Source organism: Mesorhizobium sp. M0615, assembly GCF_040320805.1.
Taxonomy (GTDB): domain Bacteria; phylum Pseudomonadota; class Alphaproteobacteria; order Rhizobiales; family Rhizobiaceae; genus Mesorhizobium.
Map to the genome: position 1 here is coordinate 1 of NZ_JAMYQI010000023.1, position 25,928 is coordinate 25,928.

At 64.1% G+C, this 25,928-nt stretch carries 22 protein-coding genes, 1 tRNA gene and 1 pseudogene; 7 read left to right on the top strand and 17 right to left on the bottom strand.

Translation table 11 applies throughout. From position 1 onward, the window contains the following. Window positions 1-146: 146 nt before the first annotated feature. Window positions 147-1,379 (bottom strand): ABC transporter substrate-binding protein, encoded by a 1,233-nt coding sequence (locus NKI46_RS28395; protein ID WP_023737939.1) that lies wholly within the window; start codon window positions 1,377-1,379, stop codon window positions 147-149. A gap of 179 nt (window positions 1,380-1,558) precedes the next feature. Here NKI46_RS28395 and NKI46_RS28400 point away from each other — a divergent pair, with 179 nt between their 5' ends. From NKI46_RS28400 to NKI46_RS28410, 3 genes are read left to right on the top strand one after another with little or no spacing between them, the layout of a single operon-like run. Then, a complete protein-coding gene (locus NKI46_RS28400; protein ID WP_023737940.1) occupies window positions 1,559-2,329 on the top strand; it encodes an SDR family NAD(P)-dependent oxidoreductase in 771 nt (256 codons plus the stop codon). A 2-nt stretch (window positions 2,330-2,331) separates the two neighbouring features. Next, window positions 2,332-3,399 carry an ABC transporter ATP-binding protein gene (locus tag NKI46_RS28405; protein ID WP_023742179.1) on the top strand — a complete coding sequence of 356 codons (1,068 nt, stop codon included), beginning with the start codon at window positions 2,332-2,334 and terminating at the stop codon, window positions 3,397-3,399. 47 nt (window positions 3,400-3,446) lie between these two features. Then, entirely contained in the window at window positions 3,447-4,328 is an 882-nt protein-coding gene (locus tag NKI46_RS28410; protein ID WP_023737942.1) for a MurR/RpiR family transcriptional regulator, read from the top strand. Between the two features lie 117 nt (window positions 4,329-4,445). On the opposite strand, the pseudogene NKI46_RS28415 reads toward NKI46_RS28410, so the two are convergent. Beyond that, a pseudogene (locus tag NKI46_RS28415) lies at window positions 4,446-4,745 on the bottom strand (DUF167 family protein). Window positions 4,746-4,758: 13 nt separating this feature from the next. Then, window positions 4,759-5,049 (bottom strand): YggT family protein, encoded by a 291-nt coding sequence (locus tag NKI46_RS28420; RefSeq protein WP_023668602.1) that lies wholly within the window; start codon window positions 5,047-5,049, stop codon window positions 4,759-4,761. A gap of 148 nt (window positions 5,050-5,197) precedes the next feature. Between NKI46_RS28420 and NKI46_RS28425 the strand changes: the two genes are divergently transcribed. After that, a tRNA-Ala gene (locus NKI46_RS28425) sits at window positions 5,198-5,273 on the top strand. Window positions 5,274-5,320: 47 nt separating this feature from the next. Here the strand turns inward: NKI46_RS28425 and NKI46_RS28430 are convergent. Together NKI46_RS28430 and NKI46_RS28435 are read right to left on the bottom strand one after the other, a co-directional pair. Continuing rightward, window positions 5,321-7,282 (bottom strand): acyltransferase family protein, encoded by a 1,962-nt coding sequence (locus NKI46_RS28430; protein WP_081726890.1) that lies wholly within the window; start codon window positions 7,280-7,282, stop codon window positions 5,321-5,323. A gap of 103 nt (window positions 7,283-7,385) precedes the next feature. Next, a complete protein-coding gene (locus NKI46_RS28435) occupies window positions 7,386-7,994 on the bottom strand; it encodes a TetR/AcrR family transcriptional regulator (RefSeq protein WP_352749124.1) in 609 nt (202 codons plus the stop codon). A gap of 107 nt (window positions 7,995-8,101) precedes the next feature. On the opposite strand from NKI46_RS28435, the gene NKI46_RS28440 reads away from it, so the two are divergent. The 3 genes from NKI46_RS28440 to NKI46_RS28450 all read left to right on the top strand — a co-directional run bounded on the left by NKI46_RS28440 (window position 8,102) and on the right by NKI46_RS28450 (window position 12,704). After that, window positions 8,102-8,788, top strand: coding sequence for a PspA/IM30 family protein (locus NKI46_RS28440; protein WP_023681449.1), 687 nt, complete (start codon window positions 8,102-8,104; stop codon window positions 8,786-8,788). A gap of 111 nt (window positions 8,789-8,899) precedes the next feature. Continuing rightward, the gene (locus tag NKI46_RS28445) at window positions 8,900-9,187 is read left to right on the top strand and encodes a YiaA/YiaB family inner membrane protein (RefSeq protein WP_023668598.1); all 288 of its coding nucleotides are present in this window, start codon (window positions 8,900-8,902) and stop codon (window positions 9,185-9,187) included. Between the two features lie 91 nt (window positions 9,188-9,278). Then, window positions 9,279-12,704 (top strand): acyl-[ACP]--phospholipid O-acyltransferase, encoded by a 3,426-nt coding sequence (locus tag NKI46_RS28450; RefSeq protein ID WP_352749128.1) that lies wholly within the window; start codon window positions 9,279-9,281, stop codon window positions 12,702-12,704. A 48-nt stretch (window positions 12,705-12,752) separates the two neighbouring features. Here the strand turns inward: NKI46_RS28450 and NKI46_RS28455 are convergent, their stop codons facing one another. From NKI46_RS28455 to exbB, 12 genes are all read right to left on the bottom strand, one after another. Then, window positions 12,753-13,967, bottom strand: coding sequence for a hypothetical protein (locus NKI46_RS28455; RefSeq protein WP_352749131.1), 1,215 nt, complete (start codon window positions 13,965-13,967; stop codon window positions 12,753-12,755). A 52-nt stretch (window positions 13,968-14,019) separates the two neighbouring features. Next, the gene (locus NKI46_RS28460; protein WP_352749134.1) at window positions 14,020-14,970 is read right to left on the bottom strand and encodes a hypothetical protein; all 951 of its coding nucleotides are present in this window, start codon (window positions 14,968-14,970) and stop codon (window positions 14,020-14,022) included. A gap of 128 nt (window positions 14,971-15,098) precedes the next feature. After that, window positions 15,099-16,880, bottom strand: coding sequence for an ABC transporter ATP-binding protein (locus NKI46_RS28465; RefSeq protein ID WP_352749137.1), 1,782 nt, complete (start codon window positions 16,878-16,880; stop codon window positions 15,099-15,101). A gap of 187 nt (window positions 16,881-17,067) precedes the next feature. Next, on the bottom strand, window positions 17,068-18,012 hold the full coding sequence (locus NKI46_RS28470; protein ID WP_023747348.1) for an acetamidase/formamidase family protein: 945 nt from the start codon (window positions 18,010-18,012) through the stop codon (window positions 17,068-17,070). Then, complete coding sequence (locus NKI46_RS28475) at window positions 18,002-19,597, bottom strand: ABC transporter substrate-binding protein (RefSeq protein ID WP_444849001.1); 1,596 nt, start codon at window positions 19,595-19,597, stop codon at window positions 18,002-18,004. Before NKI46_RS28475 ends, NKI46_RS28470 begins: the two co-directional genes overlap by 11 nt. A gap of 76 nt (window positions 19,598-19,673) precedes the next feature. After that, window positions 19,674-20,594 carry an ABC transporter permease gene (locus NKI46_RS28480; RefSeq protein WP_023668591.1) on the bottom strand — a complete coding sequence of 307 codons (921 nt, stop codon included), beginning with the start codon at window positions 20,592-20,594 and terminating at the stop codon, window positions 19,674-19,676. Window positions 20,595-20,607: 13 nt separating this feature from the next. Further along, on the bottom strand, window positions 20,608-21,510 hold the full coding sequence (locus NKI46_RS28485; protein ID WP_023668590.1) for an ABC transporter permease: 903 nt from the start codon (window positions 21,508-21,510) through the stop codon (window positions 20,608-20,610). Then, window positions 21,488-22,102 (bottom strand): ANTAR domain-containing response regulator, encoded by a 615-nt coding sequence (locus NKI46_RS28490; RefSeq protein WP_352497700.1) that lies wholly within the window; start codon window positions 22,100-22,102, stop codon window positions 21,488-21,490. The genes NKI46_RS28485 and NKI46_RS28490 overlap by 23 nt, the downstream gene beginning before the upstream one ends. After that, complete coding sequence (locus tag NKI46_RS28495) at window positions 22,099-23,193, bottom strand: transporter substrate-binding protein (RefSeq protein WP_352749141.1); 1,095 nt, start codon at window positions 23,191-23,193, stop codon at window positions 22,099-22,101. The genes NKI46_RS28490 and NKI46_RS28495 overlap by 4 nt, the downstream gene beginning before the upstream one ends. A gap of 171 nt (window positions 23,194-23,364) precedes the next feature. Then, window positions 23,365-24,309, bottom strand: coding sequence for an energy transducer TonB family protein (locus NKI46_RS28500; RefSeq protein WP_286487911.1), 945 nt, complete (start codon window positions 24,307-24,309; stop codon window positions 23,365-23,367). Beyond that, window positions 24,306-24,764: a TonB system transport protein ExbD gene (gene exbD, locus NKI46_RS28505; RefSeq protein WP_023710186.1), complete on the bottom strand. Its 459-nt coding sequence runs from the start codon at window positions 24,762-24,764 to the stop codon at window positions 24,306-24,308. Before exbD ends, NKI46_RS28500 begins: the two co-directional genes overlap by 4 nt. A gap of 6 nt (window positions 24,765-24,770) precedes the next feature. After that, window positions 24,771-25,748, bottom strand: coding sequence for a tonB-system energizer ExbB (gene exbB, locus NKI46_RS28510; protein ID WP_352749145.1), 978 nt, complete (start codon window positions 25,746-25,748; stop codon window positions 24,771-24,773). Between the last annotated feature and the right edge of the window lie 180 nt (window positions 25,749-25,928).

Below are 25,928 nucleotides of genomic sequence, written 5' to 3' on the forward strand. Positions count from 1 at the left end.
CCCCCCCCCCCCCGCCCCGCGGGGGGGGGGGGGCGCCGCGCGCCGCCCCCCCCGCGCCGGCCCCCCCCCCCCCCCCCCCCCCCCCCCGGGGGGGCGAGTCGGGGCGCCCCCCCCGGGGGCCCCCCCCGGGCGCAGGGAGATACGCCCTATTTCTTGATCACGGCGTTGGCCTTGCCAGCCGCTTCCTTCAAGCCTGCCTCGGGGTCGCCGCCGAGATAGATCTTCTGCATGGCATCCGAGGTGATCTGGGCGACTTCTTCCCAGCCGGGGATGACCGGTGCAAAGCGGGCGTCGGGCAGCAGCGCGGTGAACGCTGCCAGATCGGCATTGTTGACGTAATAGTCCATCTTGGCCTCTTCCTTGTTCACCGGCAGGAAGCCTTCCCCTTGCGTGAACTTGGCGCGCTGTTCGGTGGTGAACAGGAAGTCGAGCAGCTTCCAGGCCTCATCCTTGTTCTTGGAATTCTTGAACATGATGATGGAATCGGTGACGCCGTACGTGCCGCGCGCGCCGGTCGGTCCGGCGGGGATAGCGGCCACGCCATATTTCAGGTTCGGCGCCTCGTCCTTGATCTGGTTGGACAGGAAGGGCGCGGTGATCATCATGCCGACCTTGCCCTGCTTGAACAGGTTCTGGACGTCCTCGCGGTTGTTGGAGGTGACGCCGGGTTCCGTCAGGCCTTCGTCGATCATCGACTTGTAGAGCTTGGCGGCTTCGAGCGCGCCCGGCGTGCCGAGGCCCGACGTGCCATCCTTGTTGAGAATCTCGGTGCCTTGCGACCACATCGCATAGTAGTAATAGACGTCGGTCTCGATCTCCTTGCCCTGCAGGCCGAAGCCGAACGTGCCGGTGCCCAGCGCCTTGATCTTGCGCGCATCCTCCTGCAACTCGGTCCAGGTTGCCGGCGGGTTGGCGATTCCGGCCTTCTCGAACAATTCCTTGTTGTAGTACATGGCGCGCGCCGAAGCCGCGATCGGCAGGCCATAGGTCTTGCCCTCCATGATCGACGGCGACAGGAAGGTGTCGATGAAGCGGTCCTTGAAGTCTGGCTTGATGTAGGCGTCGAGCGGCTCGGCGACATCCTGCTGGACGAAATCGATCAGCCAGCGGGTGCCGATGATCGACAGGTCGGCATTGGTGCCGGCGGTGATGTCGGTGGTCAGCTTCTGCAGCAGCACGTCCCACGGCACAACTTCGAACTTGACGGTGATACCCGGGTTGGCTGCCTCGAATTCCTTTTTCACCGCTTCGAAATACGGGCCGGTCTTGGCGCTGTATTCGGCGACGGTTACGCGCACCTCGCCGGCATCTGCTTGGGCGGCCAGGGCGAGCAGGCTCATTCCGGCCATCAGGCCGACAGTCCATTTTGCAAGCTTCATTCGATCTCTCCCATTTGATTGGCGCCTGCGCTCTTGCGGCTTTCAGGCGGCCATGGCTTTATGTGACTTTCCTACATTATCCTTCATTTCACGCCGCGCAAGCGGATTATCCTGTTGCTTAATTACATTTCCTAAAATAGCGTTTTCCGACTATCGTGGATCCCAGGGAGGCGCGCAGGGTGGTTTCAACGGCCGAATTCGCGGGCAAGACCGTGCTGGTGACCGGCGCCGGCGGCGGGCTCGGCTCGGCTATTGTGGCGCTGCTGGCCCAACGAGGCGCGCGGGTCGTCGGCTGCGACCAGTCGCAAGATGCGTTGCGCAGCCCACACCTGGCGTCGCGTCACGCCTTCGACCTCCTCGACCGGGCTTCCATCGAGGCGGCGATACCAGCGATCCTTGAGAAAGATGGCGTTCCCGACATGCTGATCAACAATGCCGGCTGGACGCGCGCAGAGACGCTTGCCGCATTGACACCCGATAAGATTGAGCACGAGCTCGACCTCAATCTGACCGGGGTGATGCTGTTCGCCGATCCACTGATCAAGGCGATGGCCGCGCGCGGTTCGGGCAGCGTCGTCTTCATCTCTTCCGTCAACGCCATCGCCCACTTCGGCAACCCGGCCTATGCCGCAGCCAAGGCCGGCATCAATGCCTATGCCAAAGCGATCGCTGTGGAACTCGGCCGCAACGGGCTGCGCGCCAATGTCGTCTGCCCCGGCTCGATCCGCACCGCCGCATGGGACCATCGGCTGGCCAAGAACCCGGATGTTCTCGGCAAGCTCAAGCGGCTCTATCCGCTCGGCCGCATCGTCGACGCCACGGAAGTGGCCGAAGCGGTGGCCTTCCTTGTTTCGGATCGCGCATCGGGGATAACCGGCGCGGTGGTGCCGGTCGACGCCGGACTGACCGCCGGCTTCCTGCCCTTCATCGACGACATATTGGGAGCCTGACCATGACCGATGTCGAGTTCCGCGACCTGTCGAAATCTTTCGGACGCCATAAGATCCTCGAAAACATCAGCCTCGACATCAAGAGCGGCGAGTTCGTCGTGCTGGTCGGCCCTTCCGGCTGCGGCAAGTCGACCTTGCTGCGCATGCTGGCCGGGCTGGAGCCGATCACCTCAGGCGACCTCTTGATCGGCGGCGTGCGCGCCAACGATTTGCCGCCGCAACAGCGTAACATCGCGATGGTCTTCCAGTCCTATGCTCTGTTTCCGCACCTGAAAGCGGCCGACAATATCGGCTTTGGTCCCAAGATTCGCGGCGAAAGCCGCACGGCAATCGACGACAAGGTGAAAAAGGCGTCCGGCGTCCTCAACCTGTTCTCCTATCTCGACCGCTATCCCCGGGAACTGTCGGGCGGCCAGCGCCAGCGCGTCGCCATGGGCCGCGCCATCGTGCGCGAACCCTCGGTGTTCCTGTTCGACGAGCCGCTCAGCAATCTCGACGCGCAATTGCGCGTGCAGATGCGCACCGAGATCAAGGCGCTGCACCAGCGGCTGAAATCGACCATCGTCTACGTCACCCACGACCAGATCGAGGCCATGACCATGGCCGACCGCATCGTGGTGATGGACCGCGGCAAGATCCAGCAGGTCGGCGCACCGCTGGAACTCTACGACCGTCCCGCCAACAAATTCGTCGCCTCCTTCATCGGCTCGCCGTCGATGAGTTTTGTCTCCGGCGCCCTGAAGACGACGCCCGAGAAAAGCTGGTTCGAATCGGCCGGCGGAGGGCGACTGGCGCTCGGCAGCAAGACGGTGCCGGCTGGCAGCACGGTCGAGGCCGGCATACGGCCCGAACACTTCGTCATCGGCGAGGCTGTCGACGCGATGGCGATCAAGGTCGATGTCGTCGAGCCGACCGGCTCGGAAACCCATGTCTATGGCGCCATCGGCGCTGACACGGTGCGCGCCGTATTCCGCGACCGGGTTCAGGTCAAGCCGGGTGAACTGCTGCCGGTCTCGGTAGCGCCGGGCAACATCCATCTGTTCGACACGGCGACAGGCCTGCCGCTATGAGCGCCGGATGAAAACGAAAATACCACGATGAAGACGACAACCCAGAAATGAAAACGCCGGCCGACATCATCACGCGCCTGCAGCTGATGTCGCAGGACGGCACCAAATCGGACCGCCGCCTGGCCGGTCTCGTGCTCACCGATCTCGACTTTGCCTCCAAGGCGGCAATCTCGGAAATTGCCGCGCGCGTCGGCGTCAGCGAGCCGACAGTCACCCGTTTCTGCCGCAATCTCGGCTGCGAGGGTCTGCGCGATTTCAAATTCTACCTGGCGCAGGCGATCGCCATTGGCGGCCAGTATCTATCGCCCGAACCGCTGAACCGGGACGCGCGCGAGCAGCGCATTGCGTCGGCCATCACCGAAGCGGCAATCGCCGCCATCCAGCGCGCCAGCGAAAACCTCGACATGAAGACGCTGGTGGGCGTGGCCGCGCGCATCGTCAGTTCGGGCAATGTGCTGTGCATCGGCTCCGGCGGCATTTCCTCGATGATGGCGACCGAGATGCAGAACCGGCTGTTTAGGCTGGGCGTGCCGGTGCTGGCGCAGATCGACGGGCAGTTGCAGCGCATGTATGCCGCGGTCGCTACGTCGGAGACGACGTTGATCGCGTTCTCGGTGTCCGGCTATGCTCGCTCGGTGATCGACGCCGTGCAGGTTGCCCAGCAATATGGCGCCACCACAATCGCCATCACCCCGCCGGAGTCAGCGCTCGCCAAGGCCGCCGACACTGTCGTCCAGTTCCAGTCGCTGGAGGACGGCAACATCTACAAGCCGACCTCGTCGCGCTATGCTCTGCTGTCGATCATCGACATGATCGTCACCTCCGTGGCCGAAACGCGCGGACCCAGGGTTCTCGAAAACCTGCGCCGCATCAAGCAGAGCGTGAACACGCTGAAGGTCGACGATCCGAAGTTGCCGCTGGGGGATTGAGAGTGGGGCGGAAACTGCCAATCTCCCCCCTCGTGGGGGAGATGTCCGGCAGGACAGAGGGGGGCGCTGTTCCGCCGACAGATCAAGGGGCTGCATGCCGCAACGCTGGATCTTCGATCAGCCGCTGAGCGCCCCGATACGCTGCGCCAGCACCGCCGGATCACCCCCGACACGCACGGTCTTCAGCCGCGCCGTGCCGCCTGCAATGACCGACACGACCGATGCCGGAACGCCCAGCGCCTTGGCCACCAGCCGTTCCAGCGCCGCATTGGCCCGGCACGGCGCGCACGCGCGCCTTCAAATGGCTGCGCCCGCCGACGGAGGTTCGACGGCTTCGAGCCTGTCCACCGAAGACTTGGGTGTCAGCCGGATAAACAGGTCGATGCCGTCGGCGCGCAAGCGGAATGGCGCGCTCATGCCATCGTCAGGCTCACAGGACCAGCGGCGCTATCGTGGTGAGAATGAGCTGCCTGAGAAAGAACAGGAGCAGAAGCAGGATGATCGGCGAAATGTCGACGCCGCCGAGGTCGGGCATGAACCGACGGATCGGCCGCAGCGCCGGCTCGGTCAGCCGGTAGAGCATGTTGCCGATGCTGCCGACAAATTGATTGCGCGAGTTGACGACGTTGAACGCATAGAGCCAGGAAAAGATCGCCGAGGCGATGATGACCCACCAGTACAGGTCCAGCGCCATGACGATTGTTTGAATGAGGGCGAGCATGCCGGTCTCCGATTGTTGCCGACATGTAGCCATTGCGCGCCAAACCGGCAAGGGCCGGTCGCCTATAAGCACCGGGCACAAGGGATTTCGGCAAAACCCCGCCTTGACAGGAAACCGCCGCCTTCGATAAATGCGCCATCCGCTGGACGGGGCTGTAGCTCAGCTGGGAGAGCGCGTCGTTCGCAATGACGAGGTCAGGAGTTCGATCCTCCTCAGCTCCACCAGCGGAATTTTCCTGCCTGTCGACACATCTAAGTTCCGAGACGTCTCGTCAAAGCCCCGCCTTCGCTGCGAGATAGGGCGCCAGGGCAAGCGAGTAGCTGGCGGTCAGATGATGACTGTCCCGCCAGACGATGATGTTGCCGACAACTGCCGGGCATAGTTGCGGCCCGCAAATGGCATCGAGCATATCGATGGCGCGCACATTTTTCTGTCCTTCCGCGGCCAGCGCCAACACGTTGCTCCGCTCAATATCGCTCAGTTTGGTGACGCATTTCGTTGGGGTCGAACTCAGGCATTCGCCCGGGTCGAATTTCATATAGGGCGTGTTGCGGATGGCAACGATTTGCGAGCCGGCGTCCGTCAGCCCGCCCCAGAGACTTCGCAGCCCCTCGATCATCACGTCTTGCTGAACCGCTCCGTAATTGGACTGGCTGGTGAAGATCAGATCCGGTTTCAGCTTTAGGATCTCGGCCAGCACCTTTTCGTGCCACTGCGCGCATAAGACGTTGGGTTTGCCATCCGCCGTGATGGCCACGCGGGTGAATGGGCAGGCGGATTTTGTAAAGGTAACCAGTTTGAAGTTGCGGTCCTTTGCGATCTTGTCCAGTGCCGGCACCCACTGGGCTGCATGAGAATCTCCCACCAGAACCATTGTTTTCGCACCCGTGGGATCGCCTAGAGAGCATCGTTTGGGCTCCGAGCTTTCCTCCTGGTGGCACTTCCTTGCATACACGACCGGCACGTCCCGCCTCAGCCGGGCCAGCGGCGGCAGAAGGTTCACACCGTCCGGGACCACGGCGCCGGAGACGAGAGCGGCGGGCCCAGGGTAGGAAGGCGTGCCGATCAGCGCGGTGTCGATGCGTTCGGTCTTCAGAAAGAGCAGCAGGCTGCCGGATGCGGCCACGCATGTGAGAACCGCCGCGGTGCCGTATCCCAGCGGCTTCCACCAGGCGCCGCCCCGAGCTTGCCGGTAGCGCTGCTCAACATATCGATAGGACAGATCCGATAGAAGCAGGGTCGCCGCAATCAGGCCGAAACCGCCGGCAAGGGTCAGCGAATGACCCTGCGCCTGGGAGATGGTGATCAGCGGCCAATGCCATAGATAGACCGAGTAGGAGCGATCGCCGATGAAACGAAGTGGCAACGAATCGAGCCCACGAAACCGGCCGACTTCAACCTCGCCAGCCAGGATGACCAGCACTGTGGCCAAGGTCGGCAACAACGCACTGACGCCGGGAAATGGAGTTGCAGCGGAAAACAGCAAGGCGGACGCAACGATGCCCAGGATGCCGGCGATCGCCAGCCACTGTCTAGTGAGTGCCGCCAGTCGAAACTGGTGTTCGGTCAGCACCAGCAGACCACCCAGCGCCAATTCCCACAGGCGGGTATGGCTGACGAAATAGGCCTGGGCCGGATCCGTCGCCGTCAAAACGACAGAGGCAACAAGTGATGCCGCGAAAATGAGCGACAACGCCCCGATCAAGCAGGCCCTCAGCGGAAGGTCACGGCGGCGCGCCAGCCAGATCACGCCGATCATCACCAACGGCCAGGCGATGTAGAACTGCTCTTCGATGGAAAGCGACCAGTAGTGTTGCACCGGGCTCGGCAAGGTGTCGGCCTCGAGATAGCTGACCGCAATCGAGGCCAGCCGCCAGTTCTCGACATAAAGAGCGCTCGCCACGATCTGGTTGCCCATTTCCTCCCAGCGCGCCTTTGAGATGAAAAGCAGCGTGCCCAGCAATGCCACCAGCAGCACCAGGGTTGCTGCCGGCAACAATCGTCGCACCCGTCGCGAGTAGAATTCGATCAGTGAAATCCGGCCGCCGCGCAGCGCCATCTGCGCCAGCAGGCCCGTGATCAGATAGCCAGAGATGACGAAAAAGACGTCGACGCCGACATATCCGCCAGGCAGCACATCCGGCCATATGTGATAGACCACGACAAGCGCGACCGCCAAGCCGCGCAGCCCCTGTATTTCGGGTCGAAACCGACGGTTCTGATCGATTGTCACCGGATATCCCCAACAGTCTCAGCCGGCCTGGATCAACCGGCCAGTCCCCGCCACGATCTTCATAAGGGCAGAGTGCCGTGAGGCAAGAGCCGATCGCAGCAGTTCATTCCCTTTCCGTCTCCAGTCCGCTCACCAGCGTGCCGACGAAACCTAGCAGCTCACTTTCGAGATCGGTGGACGCCAGGCCAATGAAACGGTCTTCGAGCGAGATGGCGACGATCCCATGCACGGCGGAGAACAGCGTGCGCGCGCGGGCCAAAAGCTCCGGCGTTGCCGCCGCCGGGAGCAGCGCCGCCAGCGGCTCGACCAGATGCTGGATCAGCACGGCATGTTCGGCCAGATGCCATCCGGGCACCGCCACGCCTGGCGCCATGCGATGCTCGAACAGCGCCTTCCACGCCATGCGATTGCCGCGGGCGAAGCCGAGATAGGCCTTGGCCAGTGCCTTCAGCTTGGCCCTTGGCTCGGCCGCGCCGGTCGCCTCTTGTTCCAACGCCGCCCCAAGTCTTGCCAGCGTGATCGAATTGACATGCAGGATGAGCTCGTCCAGGTCGGCGAAGGCGGTGTAGAGCGCGCCCAGCGCGCAGCCGGCATCGGCCGTGATGTCGCGCGCACGCAGACCGGCGAGCCCCGAGGACTGGATGCGCGCTTGCGCGGCCTCGATCAGCCTGCCTTTGAGGTCCTCGCGTTTGGCGTCCCGTTTTGCGGTCATTAACCTTCTCTTATGCGCAATCATGAACACCGTTCATTTTCTCCTTGAACGCCGTTCACAATGTGCTACTTTGCCTCATGAACAACGTTCATAGAGGAGAAACGGAAATGTTGAAACAGTTTTTTGCTCTCGTTCGCGGCCGAAGCTACGAAGCCGCCGAGGCGGTCGTCGACCGCAACGCGCTGATAATCCTGCGCCAGCAGATCCGCGATTGCGCCGACGCTATCGCGGCCGCCCGCCGGGCGGTTGCAATTGCCATCGCCCAGAACGAACAGGAAGTCGCGCAGTTCAAGAAGCTTGTCCTCCGCATCGACGATTTGGAAAAGCGCACGATCGCCGCGATCGAGCAGGGACAGAATGAACTGGCCCGCGAAGCCGCCGAAACCATCGCCATGCTGGAAGCCGAACGCGACGCCTCCGCCGAGGCGCAGAAAAGCTTCGGCACCGAGATCGAGCGTCTCAAGCGGATCATCCGCGTCTCCGAAATGCGCCTGCGCGAATTGCAGCGCGGCCAGCGCATCGTTGCCGCGGTCGACTCGACCCAGCGCCTGCGAGAAAGCGCGCCCGGCTCCAGCCTGTCGGCGCTCAGGGACGCCGAGGAGACGCTGCTGCGCCTGCGCACCAGGCAAAAGCAGATCGACGCCACCGCGGCCGCCATGGCCGAGATGGAACAGTCGGGCGATCCTGCCGCGGTCTCAGAGAAGCTTGCGGCCGCCGGCTGCGGCGCGCCGCTGAGAAGCAGCGCCGACGCCGTGCTCGAACGGCTCACGAAGACCATGACCAAGCCGGCCTGATCGTACCCGGCCTGATTGTTATCCAGTCTGATTGTATCCGGCCTGATTGTATCCAGCCTGAAACAGACCCACGCCCAACCAACCTAACCTTGAAACGAAAGGACCATATCGATGACCCCGAACACCTATTCCCCCAAGGACTCAAGCGCCTGGAAGACCTTCACCATGGCCAGTTTCGCCGTTGCCGCCACAATGATGGCCGGCGGCATCTACTTCATGGAGGCGAGCTTCGCCGCCAAGGGGTTTTATGCCATGGCCGCCATCATGCTCGTGCACACCTCGATCACCATCACCAAGACACTGCGCGACTCGGAAGAGGCAAGCCGCTTCATCAACCGGCTGGAAGACGCCAAGACCGAGAAGTTGCTGATGGAAGTCAGCCGCAGTAACGAAGTGTAACCGGGTTCCCGCTAAACAAGGCTCAACGCGCAAGACCGCTGATCAATCCAGTCAGGATTTTCACCGGTCTTGCCCAATGGAAGTCGCCGCTATGGAAATCGCCCCGATCAACCGACCGACAGCTCATCTGATGACCTCCAGGCGCTTTGCGCCCTTGTTCTGGACGCAGTTCCTGTCCGCCTTCAACGATAATTTCCTCAAGAACACGCTGGTGTTCCTTATTCTGTTCACGCTGGCGGCGGACCAGGCGGCATCACTGGTCACCTTGGCGGGCGCCGTCTTCATGGCCCCCTTCCTGCTCCTGTCGGCGCTCGGCGGCGAGCTCGCCGACCGCTTCGACAAGGCTCTCATAGCCAAGCGTCTGAAATTCGCCGAGATCGCCGCGGCGGGTGTCTCCGTCGTCGGCATCGCCCTGTCGTCCATTCCCGTGCTGATGACGGCGCTGTTGATGTTCGGCGTTATCTCGGCGCTGTTCGGACCGATCAAATACGGAATCCTGCCCGATCACCTCGAACGCAAGGAACTGCCCAAGGCCAACGCCTGGATCGAGTCAGCCACGTTTGCCGCGATTCTCGGCGGCACCATAGCCGGCGGCGTCGTTTCCGCCGATGGCATCGGCGTCGCGGTGTTCGGACCGATCATGATGGCGCTCGCCGTCGGTTGCTGGCTCGTCAGCCGCTATATCCCGTCCACCGGTTCGGCGGCGCCCGACCTTGTCATCGACAAGAACATCTTCCGCTCGACCTGGCGCCAGGTCGCCGAATTGCGCACCGACACGCGCATCTGGCGCGCCGGCCTGATGACGTCGTGGTTCTGGCTGATCGGCGCCATCGTGCTCTCGCTCCTGCCGGTCCTGATCAAGGATTCGCTCGGCGGCAACGAAATGGCCGTCACCGTCTACCTCGCCGTGTTCGCCGTCTCGATCGCCATCGGTTCGGCCATCGCCGCCTGGATGTCGCAGGGCCGCATCGTGCTGTTGCCGGCACCGGTCGGCACGGCGCTGCTCGCCCTGTTCGGCCTGCATCTCGCCTGGACCATCTCCGGCATGACGCCGTCGCCCCAGGCGGAAACCCTTGGCGCATTCTTCGCCGGCCCAAACACGATCCGCGTCGCCATCGACCTCGCCGGCATGGCCATTGCAGCCGCTTTCCTGGTGGTGCCGACCTTCGCCGCCGTGCAGGCCTGGTCGCCCGAAGCGCGGCGCGCCCGGGTCGTCGCCGCCGTCAGTATCGTCAATGCCGGTTTCATGACTGGCGGCGGCATCATCATGGCCCTGATCCAGACGAAGGTCTCGACCGGCGGCATCCTGTTCGGCCTCGTCGCGGCCAATGCGATTGCCGCCTGGCTGATGCTGAAATATTTGCCGACGAACCCCTTCCGTGACTTCGTCTCCATCCTGTTCCGCGCTTTCCTGCGCCTCGAAGTCGAGGGTATGGAAAACCTCAAGGCGGCCGGCAAGGCGCCGATCCTGGCGCTCAACCATGTCAGCTTCCTCGACGGTCCGCTCGCCTTGACGCTGACCGATGAGGAGCCGGTCTTCGCCATCGACTACACCATTGCCCAGGCCTGGTGGATGAAGCCGTTCATGAAACTTGCCCGCGCTTTGCCGCTCAACCCGGCCAAGCCGATGTCGACCCGCACGCTGATCAAGATCGTGCAGGGCGGCGATCCGCTGGTGATCTTCCCGGAGGGACGCATCACGGTGACCGGCGGCCTGATGAAGGTCTATGACGGCGCCGCCATGGTTGCCGACAAGACCGGCTCGATGGTTGTGCCGGTGCGCATCGACGGGCTGGAGAAGACCTACTTCTCGCGGTTGAGCTCGCAGCATGTGCGCCGCCGCCTGTTCCCGAAGGTCAAAGTGACCATTCTGGAACCGGTCAAGCTCGAGGTGCCGCAAGAGCTGAAGGGCCGCAAGCGCCGCGCCGCGGCGGGTTCCGCGCTCTACCAGGTGATGTCGGATCTCGTTTTCCGCACCCAGGACATCGACAAGACCGTACTGGAAAAGATCATCGAGACGGCGAACGAACGCGGCATGAATCAGCTCGCAGTTCAGGATCCGATCACCGGTTCTCTCAGCTACAGCAAGCTGCTCACGGCTGCCGCCGTGCTTGGTGAGAAGTTCCAGAACCTTTATGCCGACCAGCAGACGCTGGGCATCATGCTGCCCAACGCCAACGGCTCTTGCGCGACGCTGCTCGGCGTCATGTCCGCCGGCAAGGTTCCGGCGATGATGAACTTCACCGCAGGTGCTGCCAATATTCTGTCCGCCTGCAAGGCCGCCGAAGTCCGCACCGTGCTGACGTCCCGCGCGTTCGTCGAACAGGCAAAGCTCGGCGCTGTAGTCGAGGAACTCGGTCGCTCGGTCGACATCGTGTGGCTCGACGATCTCAGAAAGACCATCAGTCTCAAGGATAAGCTGCTCGGCTTGCTGCGCAAGTCGACGCCGCGCGCGAAACGCAAGCCCGGCGATGCGGCGGTGATCTTGTTCACCTCGGGTTCGGAAGGCACGCCGAAGGGCGTCGTTCTGACCCACCGCAACATCCTGGCCAACGCCGCCCAGGCGGCGTCGCGTATCGACTTCCATTCGGGCGACAAGGTGTTCAACGTGCTGCCGATCTTCCACTCCTTCGGCATGACCGCGGGCACGGTGCTGCCGTTGATCTCCGGCGTGCCGGTCTATTTCTACCCCTCGCCGCTGCACTACCGCCTCGTGCCGGAACTGATCTACGGCTCGAACGCGACGATCATCTTCGGCACCGACACCTTCCTCTCCGGCTATGCCCGCACCGCGCACCCCTACGACTTCCGCTCGATACGCTATTGTTTTGCCGGCGCGGAGCCGGTCAAGACAGCGACGCGCATGACCTATATGGAGAAGTTCGGCGTCCGCATACTCGAGGGCTATGGCGTCACCGAGACGGCGCCGGTGATCTCCATCAACACGCCGATGTACAATCGCTCTGGAACCGTCGGCAAGATCATGCCCGGCATGGAATACCGCCTCGATCCGGTCCCCGGCGTCGACGAAGGCGGCCGGCTGTTCGTGCGCGGCCCCAATGTCATGGCCGGTTATCTCCGGGCCGAGAAGCCCGGCGTGCTCGAACCGCTGGAGGACGGCTGGCATGATACGGGCGACGTCGTCGCTATCGACGAAGGCGGCTTCATCACCATTCGCGGCCGCGCCAAGCGCTTCGCCAAGATCGGCGGCGAGATGATCTCGCTCGCCGCTGTCGAAGCGCTGGCCGGCGAATTGTGGAAGGGCTCGCTGTCGGCGGTCGCCACGGTGCCCGACGCGCGCAAGGGCGAAAAGCTGATCCTCATCACTGAGGCATCCGGCGCCACACGAGCGGAATTCCTCGCCTACGCCAAGGCCAACGGCGCCATGGACCTGATGGTCCCGGCCGAAGTGCGGGTGGTCTCAAAGGTACCGGTCCTTGGCTCCGGCAAGCTCGACTTCGCCGCCGTGACAAAAATGGTGCGCGACGAAGAGGCCTTGAAGACCAAGGCCGCCTGACCCGGCTACGGCAACGGGCCGACGCAAGAGCCGGCCCGTTCAGTATGATCAACCCTTCGCATGCCGCTGCGAGATCAGCATCGCCATGCGCTGGACTGCCCGCAGCTCCATTTCCACGCCCGGCGACGATGCCAGCGCCGGCATGTTGAGCGCCACCACGGTCAACGGCTCGAGCGTCGCCAGCAGCACATGGGTCGCCTCAAATTTCTCGAACAGCCAGGCAAGCTGCTCGCGTATATCCTGGTCGACTGGCGCCCCCGGCTGCGTATCGGCGAGCGAGCGCACGGGCTCCTGCTCCAGTGCACGGGCCAGCACCTTCAGGTCGAAATCACCGAGGTCGGCTGCCGGCAGGATCAGCGCACCGTCGACTAGGATATGGCTCTGCAGGCCGCGCAGGAAGCGCGCCGAATCGGTGAGATCACCCTCGGCCATGTGTTTCAGCAACGAGTCGCGGCGCTTCTCCGCATTGAGGCTGACGCTGTCATTGTAGATGACCGCCAGCAGCGTTGCGGAAAGCACGATCACCACGCCCTGCACACTGCCGCGCCAGCCGAGATCGTCGATGCCGCCCAGCGCCAGCCCGGCAAACATCGAACTCAGCGCAATGACGGCGAAGGCGCCGATCGTGTCGCGATGGCCGAGGCTTGCCCGCCCAAGGCCGATCGTCAACCAGCACAGGAACAGGATGGCGATGCCGCCGAGCCGCACCGGCACTTCGAACAGGCCGGGCCGATAGTCGGTGACCATGAACGGAAGGATCAGCAGCAGCGACAGCGCCATGCGCTCGACGGTGCGGTTTTCGGCCGCCGACAGGCTGTCGCGATCGCGCGTCATCACCAACCAGCCGATGGCGAGAAAACCTCCGAACTGGAAGGCAAGTAGTACCGCCATTCGCCATGGTTCAGCGAAACGTGCCGGGATCGGCGCCAGAAGGAAGAACAGCAGGGCACCGCCAGCGGCGAACAATTTGAGAGCGAACGGCGCGTGCCGGCGCAGCAGGCCTTCGGTCAGCAGCAGTGCGGCCAGCGGCAGCAGACCCGCCGCCGTGATGGTGACGAACCGGAAAAAGGCAAGACCCGTGGTCCAGTCGAGGATGCGGCAGGCAAGCAGCACTGCCAGCACCTTGAGGCCGAATAGAAAGCGCCGCGACAGCGGATCGCCCGTGTCGCGCCCGCCTATGATCGATATCACGACAAGCAGGCCAACCAGCGCCGCTAGCGAGGTGATGGTGTCGGCGACGAGCGTGCCGTCGAGGTTCATCATCGGCCGGCTGCCATCAGCTTGCGGATAAACCGAGACGCCACGAATGAAGCCATCAGCGTGTCCATGGTCTCAGCACATTCCATTGGCGGGTGCTATCGGCCCAGTGAACCACCGGCAGCACCAGCCGCTGCAGCGTGGCGGCCGCGCCGGCCACGGCAAGTGCTGCAAGCGAGCGGCGCGGAACCGTGTCGGCGAGAAAGGTGCGCGCCGACTGGAAGCTCATCTGGCCGATCTGCAGCACATCGTCGCCGCGCCCGTAGTCGAGTTCCTTGCGGCAGAACTCGTTAAAGGTCTCCTCGCGGTGCTTGGCCGTCTCGTCGAAGGTTTTCTTCAGATCGTCCGAGCCGCCCGTATAGGCATTGGTGATGACGAAACGCTCTTCGTCGAAACCCGCTTCGGGGCCGACGCCGAAGACATGGCGGTGCCGCGCCATGATCTGCCGCGCCAAAAGCACATGGGTCAGCGAGCGCCGCGCGCCGGCATGCGGTCCGGGAAACACATTGCTGAACGCCTCCGCGACCATGCCGACGACGGCCGGCACCTGGCTGACGTTGGAGATCCAGATCGGCCTGAACTGGTTGCGCAAAAACATCAGGAAGCAGGTCAGGCCGTAGAGGATCCAGCTGAGACCACGGCTGCGCTCGTCCGGATCGATCATGACCAGACCGAGGTGCAAGACTTCATAGGGCTTGCCGGCCAGCGAAATCTCCATCAGCGCCAGCGCGTTGAAGGCGATCGGCCGCCCGTCGCTGCGGCGATAGACGATGGTGATGATGGAATGTTCCAGCCGGCTGCGGTCACCGGAAAACACGCCATAGGTCAGGCTGCCGAACTTCAGTGTCTTGGACGCTACCAGCCGCAGATCGCTGCTCAGCTGCTCCAGTTCGGCAGCCTTCATCCAGCGCCCGGGCCGCTCCACGACACGCGTCTCGTAGTCGGCGGATACGCGCATGCGCACATCCATGAACCGACCCGGCAGCAGCTGCAGAACCGCCTTGAGCACTGTTTTCCCCCAGGGCAAGAACGCCGACCGTATAGTGGCCGTCATCTACCTAAGGCGTGGTAAACCCGAGATGACAAGTCCTGGTTGTGCTTAACAAGGTAAAGCTGCAATCGCCAGCCAGTGCGGGCTCAGCTTTCCGCAGCAACCAGATGGCCGCCTCCGACATCGTTCAGCGCCAGCTTCAGCGGCGCCTCCCCGATCCTGCGGGTGGCGCTCGGGATTTCCTGGTCGAGGCGCGCGAAGCGCGTTCTGCGCTGCGCCGGATCGGGCACCGGCACGGCGTCGATCAGCCGCCTGGTGTAGGGATGGCGCGGGTTGGAAAACACCTGGTCGCGCGTGCCCATCTCGACGATCTGGCCGAGATACATGACGGCAACGCGGTCGGAAATGTTCTCGACCACCGCCATGTCGTGCGAGATGAAGAGATAGGCGACGCCGAATTCGCGCTGCAATTCCTTCAGGAGATCGAGCACGCGCGCCTGCACCGAAACGTCGAGGGCCGAGACGCTTTCATCGGCGATGATCAGTTTTGGTCGGAGCGCCAGCGCCCGTGCAATGCAGACGCGCTGGCGCTGGCCACCGGAGAATTCGTGCGGGTAAAGCTCCATCTGGTCGGCCGACAGGCCGACGCGCTCGAACAGCGCCGCGACCCGTTCCCGGCGCTCGTCCTTCGAGGCGATGCCATGGATCACCAGCGGCTCGGCGACGAGCTCGCCGACGCGCATGCGCGGATCGAGCGAAGCGAAGGGATCCTGGAAAATCATCTGGACGTCACGGCGCACCGCCTTGCGCTCGTCGCGGCCAAGACCGGAGAGATTGCGCCCGCCAATGACGATGTCGCCGCTATACGGCGCCAGTCCGGCCAGCGCCTTGGCGGTCGTCGACTTGCCGCAGCCGGATTCGCCGACCAGAGCAAGCGTTTCGTTGGGCGCGATCGAGAAGCTGACGCCCTCGACGGCGTGGACGCGGCGGGTGACCTGGCCAAAGATGCCGCCACGCAGATCGAAGCGGACATGCAGGTCGTTGATCTCGGCGACATTGGCCGGTTTCAAGACGTCAATCGCATCCCTGGATTTCTGTCGACCGACGCCACTGCCGATGCGCGGCACGGCAGCCAGCAGTTCGCGCGTATAGTCGGCCTGCGGCTGGACAAAAATATCCGATGTCGTGCCTTCTTCGACCATGCGGCCGTCGCGCATGACGATGACCCGGTCGGCCATTTCGGCAACCACGCCCATATCGTGGGTGATCAGGATGACGCTGGTGCCATGCTGGCGCTGCAGGTCGCGCAACAGCTCCAGCACTTCGCCTTGCACGGTGACGTCGAGCGCCGTCGTCGGTTCGTCGGCGATCAGCACGTCGGGCTCGAGCGCCAGCGCCATGGCGATCATCACCCGCTGGCGCATGCCGCCGGAGAGTTCGTGCGGAAACTGCTTTAACCGGCTTTCCGCCTCCGAAATGCGCACCGCCTTCAACGCCTCGATGGCGCGCCGGCGGGCTTGCGCCGACGACAGGCTGGTATGCGCCTCGATTGATTCGGTGAGTTGCCGGCCGATCGACAGAACCGGGTTGAGCGAGGTCATCGGCTCCTGGAAGATCATGGCGATGCGGTCGCCGCGAATGCGCCGCATCTGGCGTTCGTCGAGGGTTGCTAGGTCGGTGTCGCCCCGATTCCCATCCCGAAGACGGATCATGCCTGACGATATGCGCGCCGCCGGCTGCGGCAAAAGCTGCATGATCGCCAGCGCGGTCATCGACTTGCCGGAGCCGGATTCGCCGGCAATGCAGAGCGTCTCGCCGCGCGCCAGCGTCAGCGACAGGTTGGAGACGACATCGCGCTCGCCGTCCTCGCCGCGCACGCTGACGGAGAGGTTGGCGATGGAGAGGACGGGGGTGTCGGCGAGGGTCATTGTGGGTGGAGCCCTGCGACGGATTGGTTCCGTCGCACCATTCGCACAAACCTTGGCGCTGCCCCCCACCCGGACGTCCGGTCCGACCTCCCCACAAGGGGGAGGTAGGGCGGCAGCGCTTTACCCTCCGCCTTGTGGGGAGGGTCGCTGCGAAGCAGCGGGGTGGGGGTGCAGCGCCGACCTGACATCATTCAAACACGCAACGCGGAAAATAGAACGACACCACCCAATTCGGCATGTCGACGATCTCGCTGATGCGCAGATCACCACACACCGAGGCCAGCATATAGGCCTCGACCGGATCGATCTGGTAACGCCCAGCGAGCAGATCGACCATCTGCGCCACCGCCTCCTTCGCGCCCGCCATCAGATCCGGCCCAATCCCCGTCGTCACCTCGTAACCCTTGGCGTCGAGATGGCGCGTCACCGGGCCCGGCGTGGTGAAGCGCGGCGTCTTCAGCCTGGCGTCCTTGACAAGGTCGAGCTTGAGCACGACGTCCATCGGGCTCTCGATCGCCGTGCCGCAGACCTCGCCATCGCCTTGTGCGGCGTGCGTATCGCCGACCGAGAACAGCGCGCCGGCCACCTCAACCGGCAGATAGAGCGTCGTGCCGGCAGCGAGATCGCGGATGTCGAGATTGCCGCCGACCCGCCGTGGCGGCACCACCGAGTGAAGCCCCATCTCAGCCGGCGCATTGCCGATGGTGCCGGCGAACGGCTTCAGTGGCACGCGCGCGTTTTTCCCGAACAGCGCCGGTTCGAGCGCGGCTGCATCGTATTTCCAGATGTTCAGCGCCGGTTCCGTGAAGTCATCGGCGAGCAGGCCGAAACCGGGAATGTTCGCCGTCCAGCCGAAGCCGGACGGTTTGAACATCTCGATCGTCACCTTGAGCGCGTCACCCGGCTCGGCGCCCTCGACGAAGATCGGCCCGGTCACCGGGTTGACCCCGGCGAAGTCGAGCTTGACGATTTCGGCGACCGTGCTGTCGGCGTTCAGCTGGCCGCCGGCGGCATCGAGGCACTGGAACTCGATGGTCGCGCCGGGCGCCACCCGCTCGGCCGGGATAAAGGAATTGTCCCAGCCGAAATGGTGATGGCGCCCATGGATGGTGTAGTCGCAGCTATTGCACATCTTTTACGTACACATTGTCATAGTTGATCGGGATATGGACCGGGTCGACATAGAGGTTGTCGGCGCCGCCCATTCGGGCGGATTTCATGGTGAAGCGCTGTTCGTTGAAGACCGGCGCCCAGGGCGCGTCTTCCATCACCTTGTCGTAGATGGCGCTCCACATCTTGTCGCGTTCGCCGGCCTTTGCCGGGTCGACCACAGAATCCGCCTCGGCCGCCTTAGCGTCGAGGTCCTTATTGCAGTACCACGACCAGTTCCAGCCGCCCGGCACCGCGCCGGCGCAGCCGAGGATCGGGCCGTAGAAATTCGACGGATCGGGGAAGTCGGCGATCCAGGCCATGCCGCCCGACCAGATCATCGGCGCGCCGGCCTTGTCACCGCCGGCGGCGATGACATTGGCCTGCGCCAGCGACTGGATGCTGGCCTTGATGCCGATGGCCGCCAGGTCCTGCTGGATCGCCTGGGCAATGCGCGGGTTGGGATCGGTGTTCATGGCGAACAGCTGCGTGTCGAAACCATCGGGATGACCGGCCTCGGCCAGCAGCGCCTTGGCCTTGGCTACGTCATAGGGATAACCTTTGTATTCCTTGTCGTAGCCCGGCATCGACGGCGGCAGCGGCTGGTTGGCCGGCACGGCGCGGCCGTTGATGATCTGGATGATGCGCGCCTTGTTGAGCGCCATGTTGACGGCCTGACGCACCTTCACATTGTCGAACGGCGCCATGGTAGTGTTCATGGTGACGTAGCCGGTGTGCAGCTGACCGCCTTCGACGACGCGCGCCTTCTGCTCGGGATCGGCCATCACCTCCTGGAATTTTGCCGGCGGAATGCCGTCGCCGGGCACATCGATCTCGCCCTTCTGCAAGCGCAGCAGCGCCACGATCGGTTCCTGGCCGATCTCGAAGGTGATCTTGTCGAGATGCGGCAGGCCCTTGTGCCAGTAATCCGCATTGCGCTCGAAGACGATGCGTTGGCCGAGTGTCCACTCGGCGAGCTTGAAGGCGCCGGTGCCCACCGGATGCTTGCCGAAATCGGCGCCATATTTCTCGACCTCTTCCTTCGGCACGACATGGGCGAAATTGATGGCCATGACATGCAGGAAGGTGGCGTCGGGCCGGGTCAGCTCGAACTTCACCGTGTAGGGATCGACGACGGTGACGCCGGAAAGGCCTTCGGCCTTGCCGGCAGCGACATCGTCATAGCCCTTGATCGAGCCGAAGAAGCCGGCGCCGGGGCTCTGCGTCTTCGGATTGGTGACGCGGTCGAGCGAATATTTCACGTCGTCGGCCGTCATCTCGCGGCCATTGTGGAATTTCACGCCATGGCGCAGCTTGAAGGTAAAGGTCTGGCCGTCGGGCGAAATCTCGTAGCTTTCTGCCAGATCGGGTTTCAGGTTGGTGGTGCCTGGCTCGTAATCCATCAGCCCATCGAACAGGCTCTTGATCATCGACCAGTTCTGCCAGTCATAGCCGATCGCCGGATCGAGGGTCGCAACATCGTCCTTGTAGGTGATGGTGATGGCGCCGCCTTGCTTGGCGTTGGGATCGACCGTGTCTTCGGCGCGGACGCTTGTCATGCCGAGCATGAGGGCCAAGGCGGATGCCGCGACTGTGGATGCGAGAAACTTTTTCATTGTTGTGTTCCCTTTCTCTGTTTCGTTTTCATCTGAGCTTGATGCGGGGATCGATGAACGGCGCGATGATGTCGGCGAGCAGATTGCCGAGCACGATGGCGAAGGCCGACACCAGCGTGACGCCCATGATGATCGGAATGTCGACGCGCTGGATCGCCTGCCACGCCAGCTGACCGATGCCGGGCCAGCCGAACACGCTTTCGACGACGACGATGCCGCCCATGAAGATGCCGATGTCGATGCCGATCATGGCGATGACCGGCAGGATGGCATTCGGCAGTGCGTGGCGGAATATGATGGCGCTGCGCGCCAGGCCCTTGGCCCGCGCCGTGCGGACATAATCCTGGCGCAGGACGTCTATCATCGACGAGCGCATCATGCGCGCATACCAGCCGGCGCCGAGTACGCCCATGGTCAACGACGGCAGCACCAGATGGCGCCATGTGCCGTAGCCGCCGATCGGAAACCAGCTTAGCCGCACGGCAAAGACGTAGAGCAGCAATAAGCCGACGACGAATTGCGGCGCCGAGACGCCGACGAAGGAGGCCACCATCAGGGTCTGGTCGGTGGCGGAGCCGCGCTTGACGGCGGCGATCAGCCCCATGCTTAGACCGATCAGCAACTCGCACAATATGGCGCCCACCATCAAAAGCAGGCTGGCCGGCAGCCGCGAGACGATGAGCTCGGTAACCTCCGAGCGCTGGATGTAGGAGCGGCCGAGATCGCCGCTGATTAGCTTCGTCAGGTAGTGCCAATACTGGACGACGAAAGGCTGGTCCAGGCCGAGCTGCTGGCGGATGTTTTCCACGGTCTGCGGCGTAGCACTGCGGCCGGCGATCTGCCGCACCGGGTCGGCCGGCAAGAGGTAGAGCAGCGCAAAAGTGATCAGCGAGACGCCAAGCAGGATGAGCAGCGACTGGATCAGCCGGCGGCCGAGATAGGCGATCATGACCGGCCCCCCATTATTCCCGGCCCCTTTGCGTCGGATCGAGGATGTCGCGCAGCGCGTCGCCGATCAGATTGAAGGCCAGCGCCAACGCCAGGATTGCGGCGCCGGGGAAGAACACCAGCCAGGGCGCGGCCTGGAAATAGGTCTGGTTCTCGAAAATGATGTTGCCCCACGACGCCGTCGGCGGCTGCACGCCGATGCCGAGGAAGGAAAGCGTCGCCTCCAGCAGTACCGTGGTGGAGATGCCGAGCGTGCCCCAGACGATGATGGTGGGCAGGAGATGCGGCAGGATGTGGCGAAACAGGATGCGCGGCGCACTCGCCCCGATGCTGCGCTCGGCATCGATGAACTCGCGTTCGGCCAGCGACGATGTCTCGGTGTAGATGACACGCGCCGTCTGCACCCAGTTGACCAGCGCGATGACCATGGCGACGATCCACAGGCTGGGCTGAAACACTGCCGCCAGGCAGATGGCGAGCAGCAGCGCCGGGAACGCCATCATCAGATCGGTGAAGCGCATCAGCGCGCTGCCGATCCAGCCGCGGAAATAGCCTGCGGTGACGCCCACCAAAGTGCCGATCAAAAGCGCCACGCCATTGGCGACGATGCCGATGATGAGCGAGGTGCGGGCGCCGTAGAGGATGCGGGTCAAGAGGTCACGTCCGAGCAGGTCGGTGCCGAGCCAGTACTGGGCGCTGGGCGGCAGCGGCGAGCCCTCGATGGTCAGGCCGTCGAACATCTGCTCGTTGGGGTCATAGCCGGTCAGCCGGGGCGCCAGCACAGCGCCGGCAAGGACAATGGCGACGATGACCAGGCCGAGCAGCGCGAGGCGGCGTTTCACCAGCCGGCGCCAGACACCGGCGCGCGGTTTTGCCGGCATGCGCACCGGTAGATCAGGCGCGATGGGACTGGTCATCGCCGCCTTCTTCCCCCGTCGCTTCCTCGCTTGTCATTGCCACGATCCTGCGCGCGGCATCCTCGACGCTGATCTGCCAGCTCATCGCCAGCGATCGCAGCTGCGCATAGGCACGCTCGTCATCGCTGCCTTTCGACAGCGCCGTCACCGCGCGCACAATGGTCTGGCGCTCGGCGACGCGCTGGCGCAGCGACGCTATCTCGCCGGCTAAATGCTTGCGTGCCTCGAAGCTCTGCCTTGCGATCAGCAATGCGCTGTACACACCGGCATTGCCGACCGGCTTCAGCAGCTGCGCATCGGCCTTGTGCGACAGCGCCCATTCGATACGCCCCGGCGCCTCGGAACCGATCAGCGCCACCAGCGGCATCGGCGCCTCACCGGCTTCCCACGGGAACTGCTCGTCGAAACCGAGATCGGCATCGAAGAAGACGAAATCGGCGGCGAGAGCTTCCGGCGGCAATTCCGGCCAGCAGTCGATCGTAGCCAGGCCGATGGCCGACAATTGCCTGGTGATGGCCTGCACCGTCGGATGCGGGCGATGCAGGATGAAAGCCCGCGCGCCGCCGAGATTGGGGATGCGCGTCCGCGTCATGACACCACCCTCAGACGCGGACGGCCGAATGTCTTGGCGGGCTCGTAGCGCGACAGATAGGGATCCGGCGCGACCTCATCCTCCTGGCTGACGACCTCGAAGAAGCCATCGGCGATCCGGCCGATGATCACTGGCAGCGTCGCGTGCTGGGAGTGGGCGTCGATGGCGATCGGCCCGAGCCGGGTGGAGAAGCGCCGCTCGGCGAAGGCCTTGGAAAATTCCGCCGGGCCGGCATCAGTGTTGCGCGACAGCACGTCGGCCATCACCTGCACCGAGGCATAGGCGGAGGCCTCGAAGGACGAAGCGAAGGCAGCCGGCCGGGGCGCGAAATAGGGCCCGACCGACAGATGCCCTTTCCCTGTCTCGCCGATCGCCGGCAACTCGCCTTCCGTGAGGTTGCAGGAGATGACGGGGCAGTTTTCCGGCCTGAATGCCGCATCCTCATCGCCCAACTCGCGGTAAGCCGCCAGGAAGGCATACGACGAGGTGCCGATCAGATTGTTGAGGATGAAGCTCGGCCTCGTCGCCCGGATTTCCGCGATCAACCGCGACACGTCGGTCTCGCCGATGCGCAGATAGCGCTCGCCCAGCACTTTGCCGCCGGCATCCGCGATCAGGTCGCGCGCCACGCGGTTCATCTCCCAGCCCCAAATGTAGTTCGAGCCGAGCAGGAAGCCGTTGGCGCCGAAACGCGGCACGACATGCGCCATCAGCGGAACCAGATGCTGGTTGGGGCAGGCGTGCATGTAGACGACATGCTCGTTGGCCTCGAACCCTTCATAGGGGCAGGCATACCAGAGCATGCCGCCGGCCTTCTCCAGCACCGGGATGGTTTCCTTGCGGCTCCACGAGGTGACGCAACCGACGACATGGCGCGCGCTGCTGGTCCTGAAAATGTCCTCGCACAAAGTCGCGTAGCGATCGGCATTACTTTGCGGATCGCGCTCGACCGGAACCAGTTCGATGCCATAGCTCCGATCGGCATTGATGTCGGCGATGGCGCGCGTGGCGCCCATCCGGCACGCATCGGAGACCAACTGGTAGCTGCCCGAGCGGGAATACAGGATGCCGATCTCGATACGCCGTTTCAAACCGATCCTCAGAAATGACAATGCCCCGCAGCCAGCGCCGGAGGGCGAGGCATACGAGGCATATTTGCCGCCCGGCGACCAAGGCCGGTATTTTGCGCTAGCGTATTCGGTCCGGCGGGTCAGTCAAGCGGGAAAGTACGTGGTCATGGGATCGGCCTTGTCCGGCTGCTTCTAGTTCCGCAGCGTGAACATCAAAGGCGCCACGACAGCCGTACCGGCCTTCTCAGGCGGTGGCGCGGGCACCGTCGCACCCTGCAGAATGCCGAGCGCGGCGCGATCGAGATCGGCGTCCCCCGAAGATCGGGTCAGCCGGACGGAGGTCACCTTGCCCGAAGCGCTGACGACGAAGGTCACATTTGCGGTACCCACGGCGCGCCGCGACCTTGCCGCGCTCGGGTAGCGCTTGTGCCGATTGATCCATCCGATCAGCTGGGAGTTCCATTTGCTTGCACTGACTGATGATCCACTCGATTGCGAAGCCTTCGGCGCCGACGCCTTCGCCGCTGCCTTTTGATCGACACTGGCGGTCACGACCGCTTTCGCCGGCGCGGCCTTTTCCTTCTTCTCTTTCTTTGCTTTCGGCTTGGGTTTTTCGGCAGCCTTCTTCGCCTTCTCGATCGGCTTGGTCTCCGCCGGCTTGGTCTGGGGCGGCGGAATGACCACATCCGGCGCTATGGTCGGGACGATGTCGGGCACCACCTCATCCAGCGGCGGCGATTGATCGGGCTGCTCGGCCGCTGCCGTCTCGATCGGAGCGGCGGGTTGAACCGCTTCCGTCTTCTCGGCGACCGGCCCCGGCTGACCGGGCTCGGGCTCCACGACGGGCTTCAGTTCGGCAACCGCCTCCTCGATCTGGTTCGGCGGCTCAGGCGTCACCACGTCGGCCATCGAGTCCTCCTGCACCGCCGGCGCCACCATCATCGGCGACAGCTCGATAGCCACAGCCGGCGGCGGGCCGCCATCGGCCATGTTGGCCAGGCTGAAGCTCTGGACGGCATAGGCGATCGCGACATGCGCGCCGACAATGACAATGGCCGCAGCCGCCCACAAGCCAATTTCGCGCAGGCCGGCGCGTGGCGGGTCGGCCGCGGGTGCGGCGGCGGCCAGTTGCGTCACGGGGCGGCGCCCCGGTGCGCCGCGGATGCGTCCGCCGGCACCGTCTCCAGCCCCACCAGCGCGATCTTCAGATAACCAGCGCCGCGCAGCAGGTTCATCACCTCCATCAGCTCGCCATAACCGACCGCCTTGTCGGCACGCAGGAAGATGCGGGTCTGCTTGTCGCCCTTGGTTCTGCCGTCGAGCACCGCGGCGAAAGCCTGGCGCGGCACGCTGTCATTGCCGATCGCGAGCGTCAGATCGTCCTTCAGGGTCAGGAACAGCGGCGTTTCCGGCCGGGGTGCTGGCGTCGCCGTCGAACCCGGCAGATCGACATTGACGTCGACTGTCGCCAAGGGTGCAGCGACCATGAAGATGATCAGCAGCACCAGGATGACATCGATGAACGGGGTGACATTGATCTCGTGGTTTTCCTCGAGATCGCCATCGATAGCCTCGCGAATTCTAGCCGCCATAGCCCATCACTCCGCCGCCAGCGCGGGCGCCTGCGGCACCGTGCGGAAATCGAGATCGCGGCTGACCAGCCGCTCGACCCCGGCCGAGGCATCGGCAAGGAGCTGCCGGTAGCCGGCTATCGACCGCGCAAAGACGTTGTAGATGACCACCGCGGGAATGGCCGCGACCAGGCCCATCGCCGTGGCGAGCAGCGCCTCGGCGATGCCGGGCGCGACGACCGCGAGGTTGGTGGTCTGCGCCTGCGAGATGCCGATGAAGGCGTTCATGATGCCCCAGACGGTGCCGAACAAGCCCACGAAGGGCGCCGTCGAGCCGATCGTCGCCAGCACGCCGGTGCCGCGCGACACGCGCCGCGCCGCCGCCGCCTCGATGCGCGACAGGCGCGACGCCACTCGTTCCTTCAGCCCGTCGCCGGTAACATGGCCGAGCGCACCGGCCGAAAGGGCAGTCTCTTCCTCGGCTGCCCGCACCAAAAGCGCACCGGGGCCGCCATTGTTGCCAAGCGAGCGCCCGGCCTGGCGCAGTGTCGCGGCATTGCCGATGGCGCGCGCAGCGCGCCGGGCGCCGAGCTTGCCGAAGAGAATCTCCAGCGATTTGGCCAGCCACACCGTCCAGGTGACGAGCGAGGCGAAGGCCAACCCGATCATCACCGCCTTGACGATGATGTCGGCGGCCATGAACATGCCCCAGGGCGACAGATCGTGCGGCAGCGTCAGCGATATTGCCGAAGGCTCGGCCTGCGCGGATGCACCGGGCTGGTTTGCCGGCTGGGGCGCGGTCGGCGCCGCCTGCCCGGCAGTTGGCGAAGCCGGCGCGACAGGCGCAGCCGGTGCGGGCTGTTCGACTACGGTTGGCGCCGACTGGGGATCTGCAGCGGGCACCGTCGTCACCCTGGGCTGCGTGTTTGGCTGCTCTTGCGCAGCAGCGCTGCCGGCCGACAGCATGACCGCGGCCAGCGCCGCCAACAAACCATTTCTGGACACGCTTCGTCCTCGCTTCGTCATTGCACGTAACCGATCGGCTGGCCGGTGACGGGATGCGGGAACACCCCCATCTCGACCCCGAAAACTCCAGCCACGGATTCTGGCTTCTCTCAAACGCGGCACCGCCGCTGGGAAACAATTCAGGCGGCCGAGTGCCCCTGCTTGACTATAAAACATGAG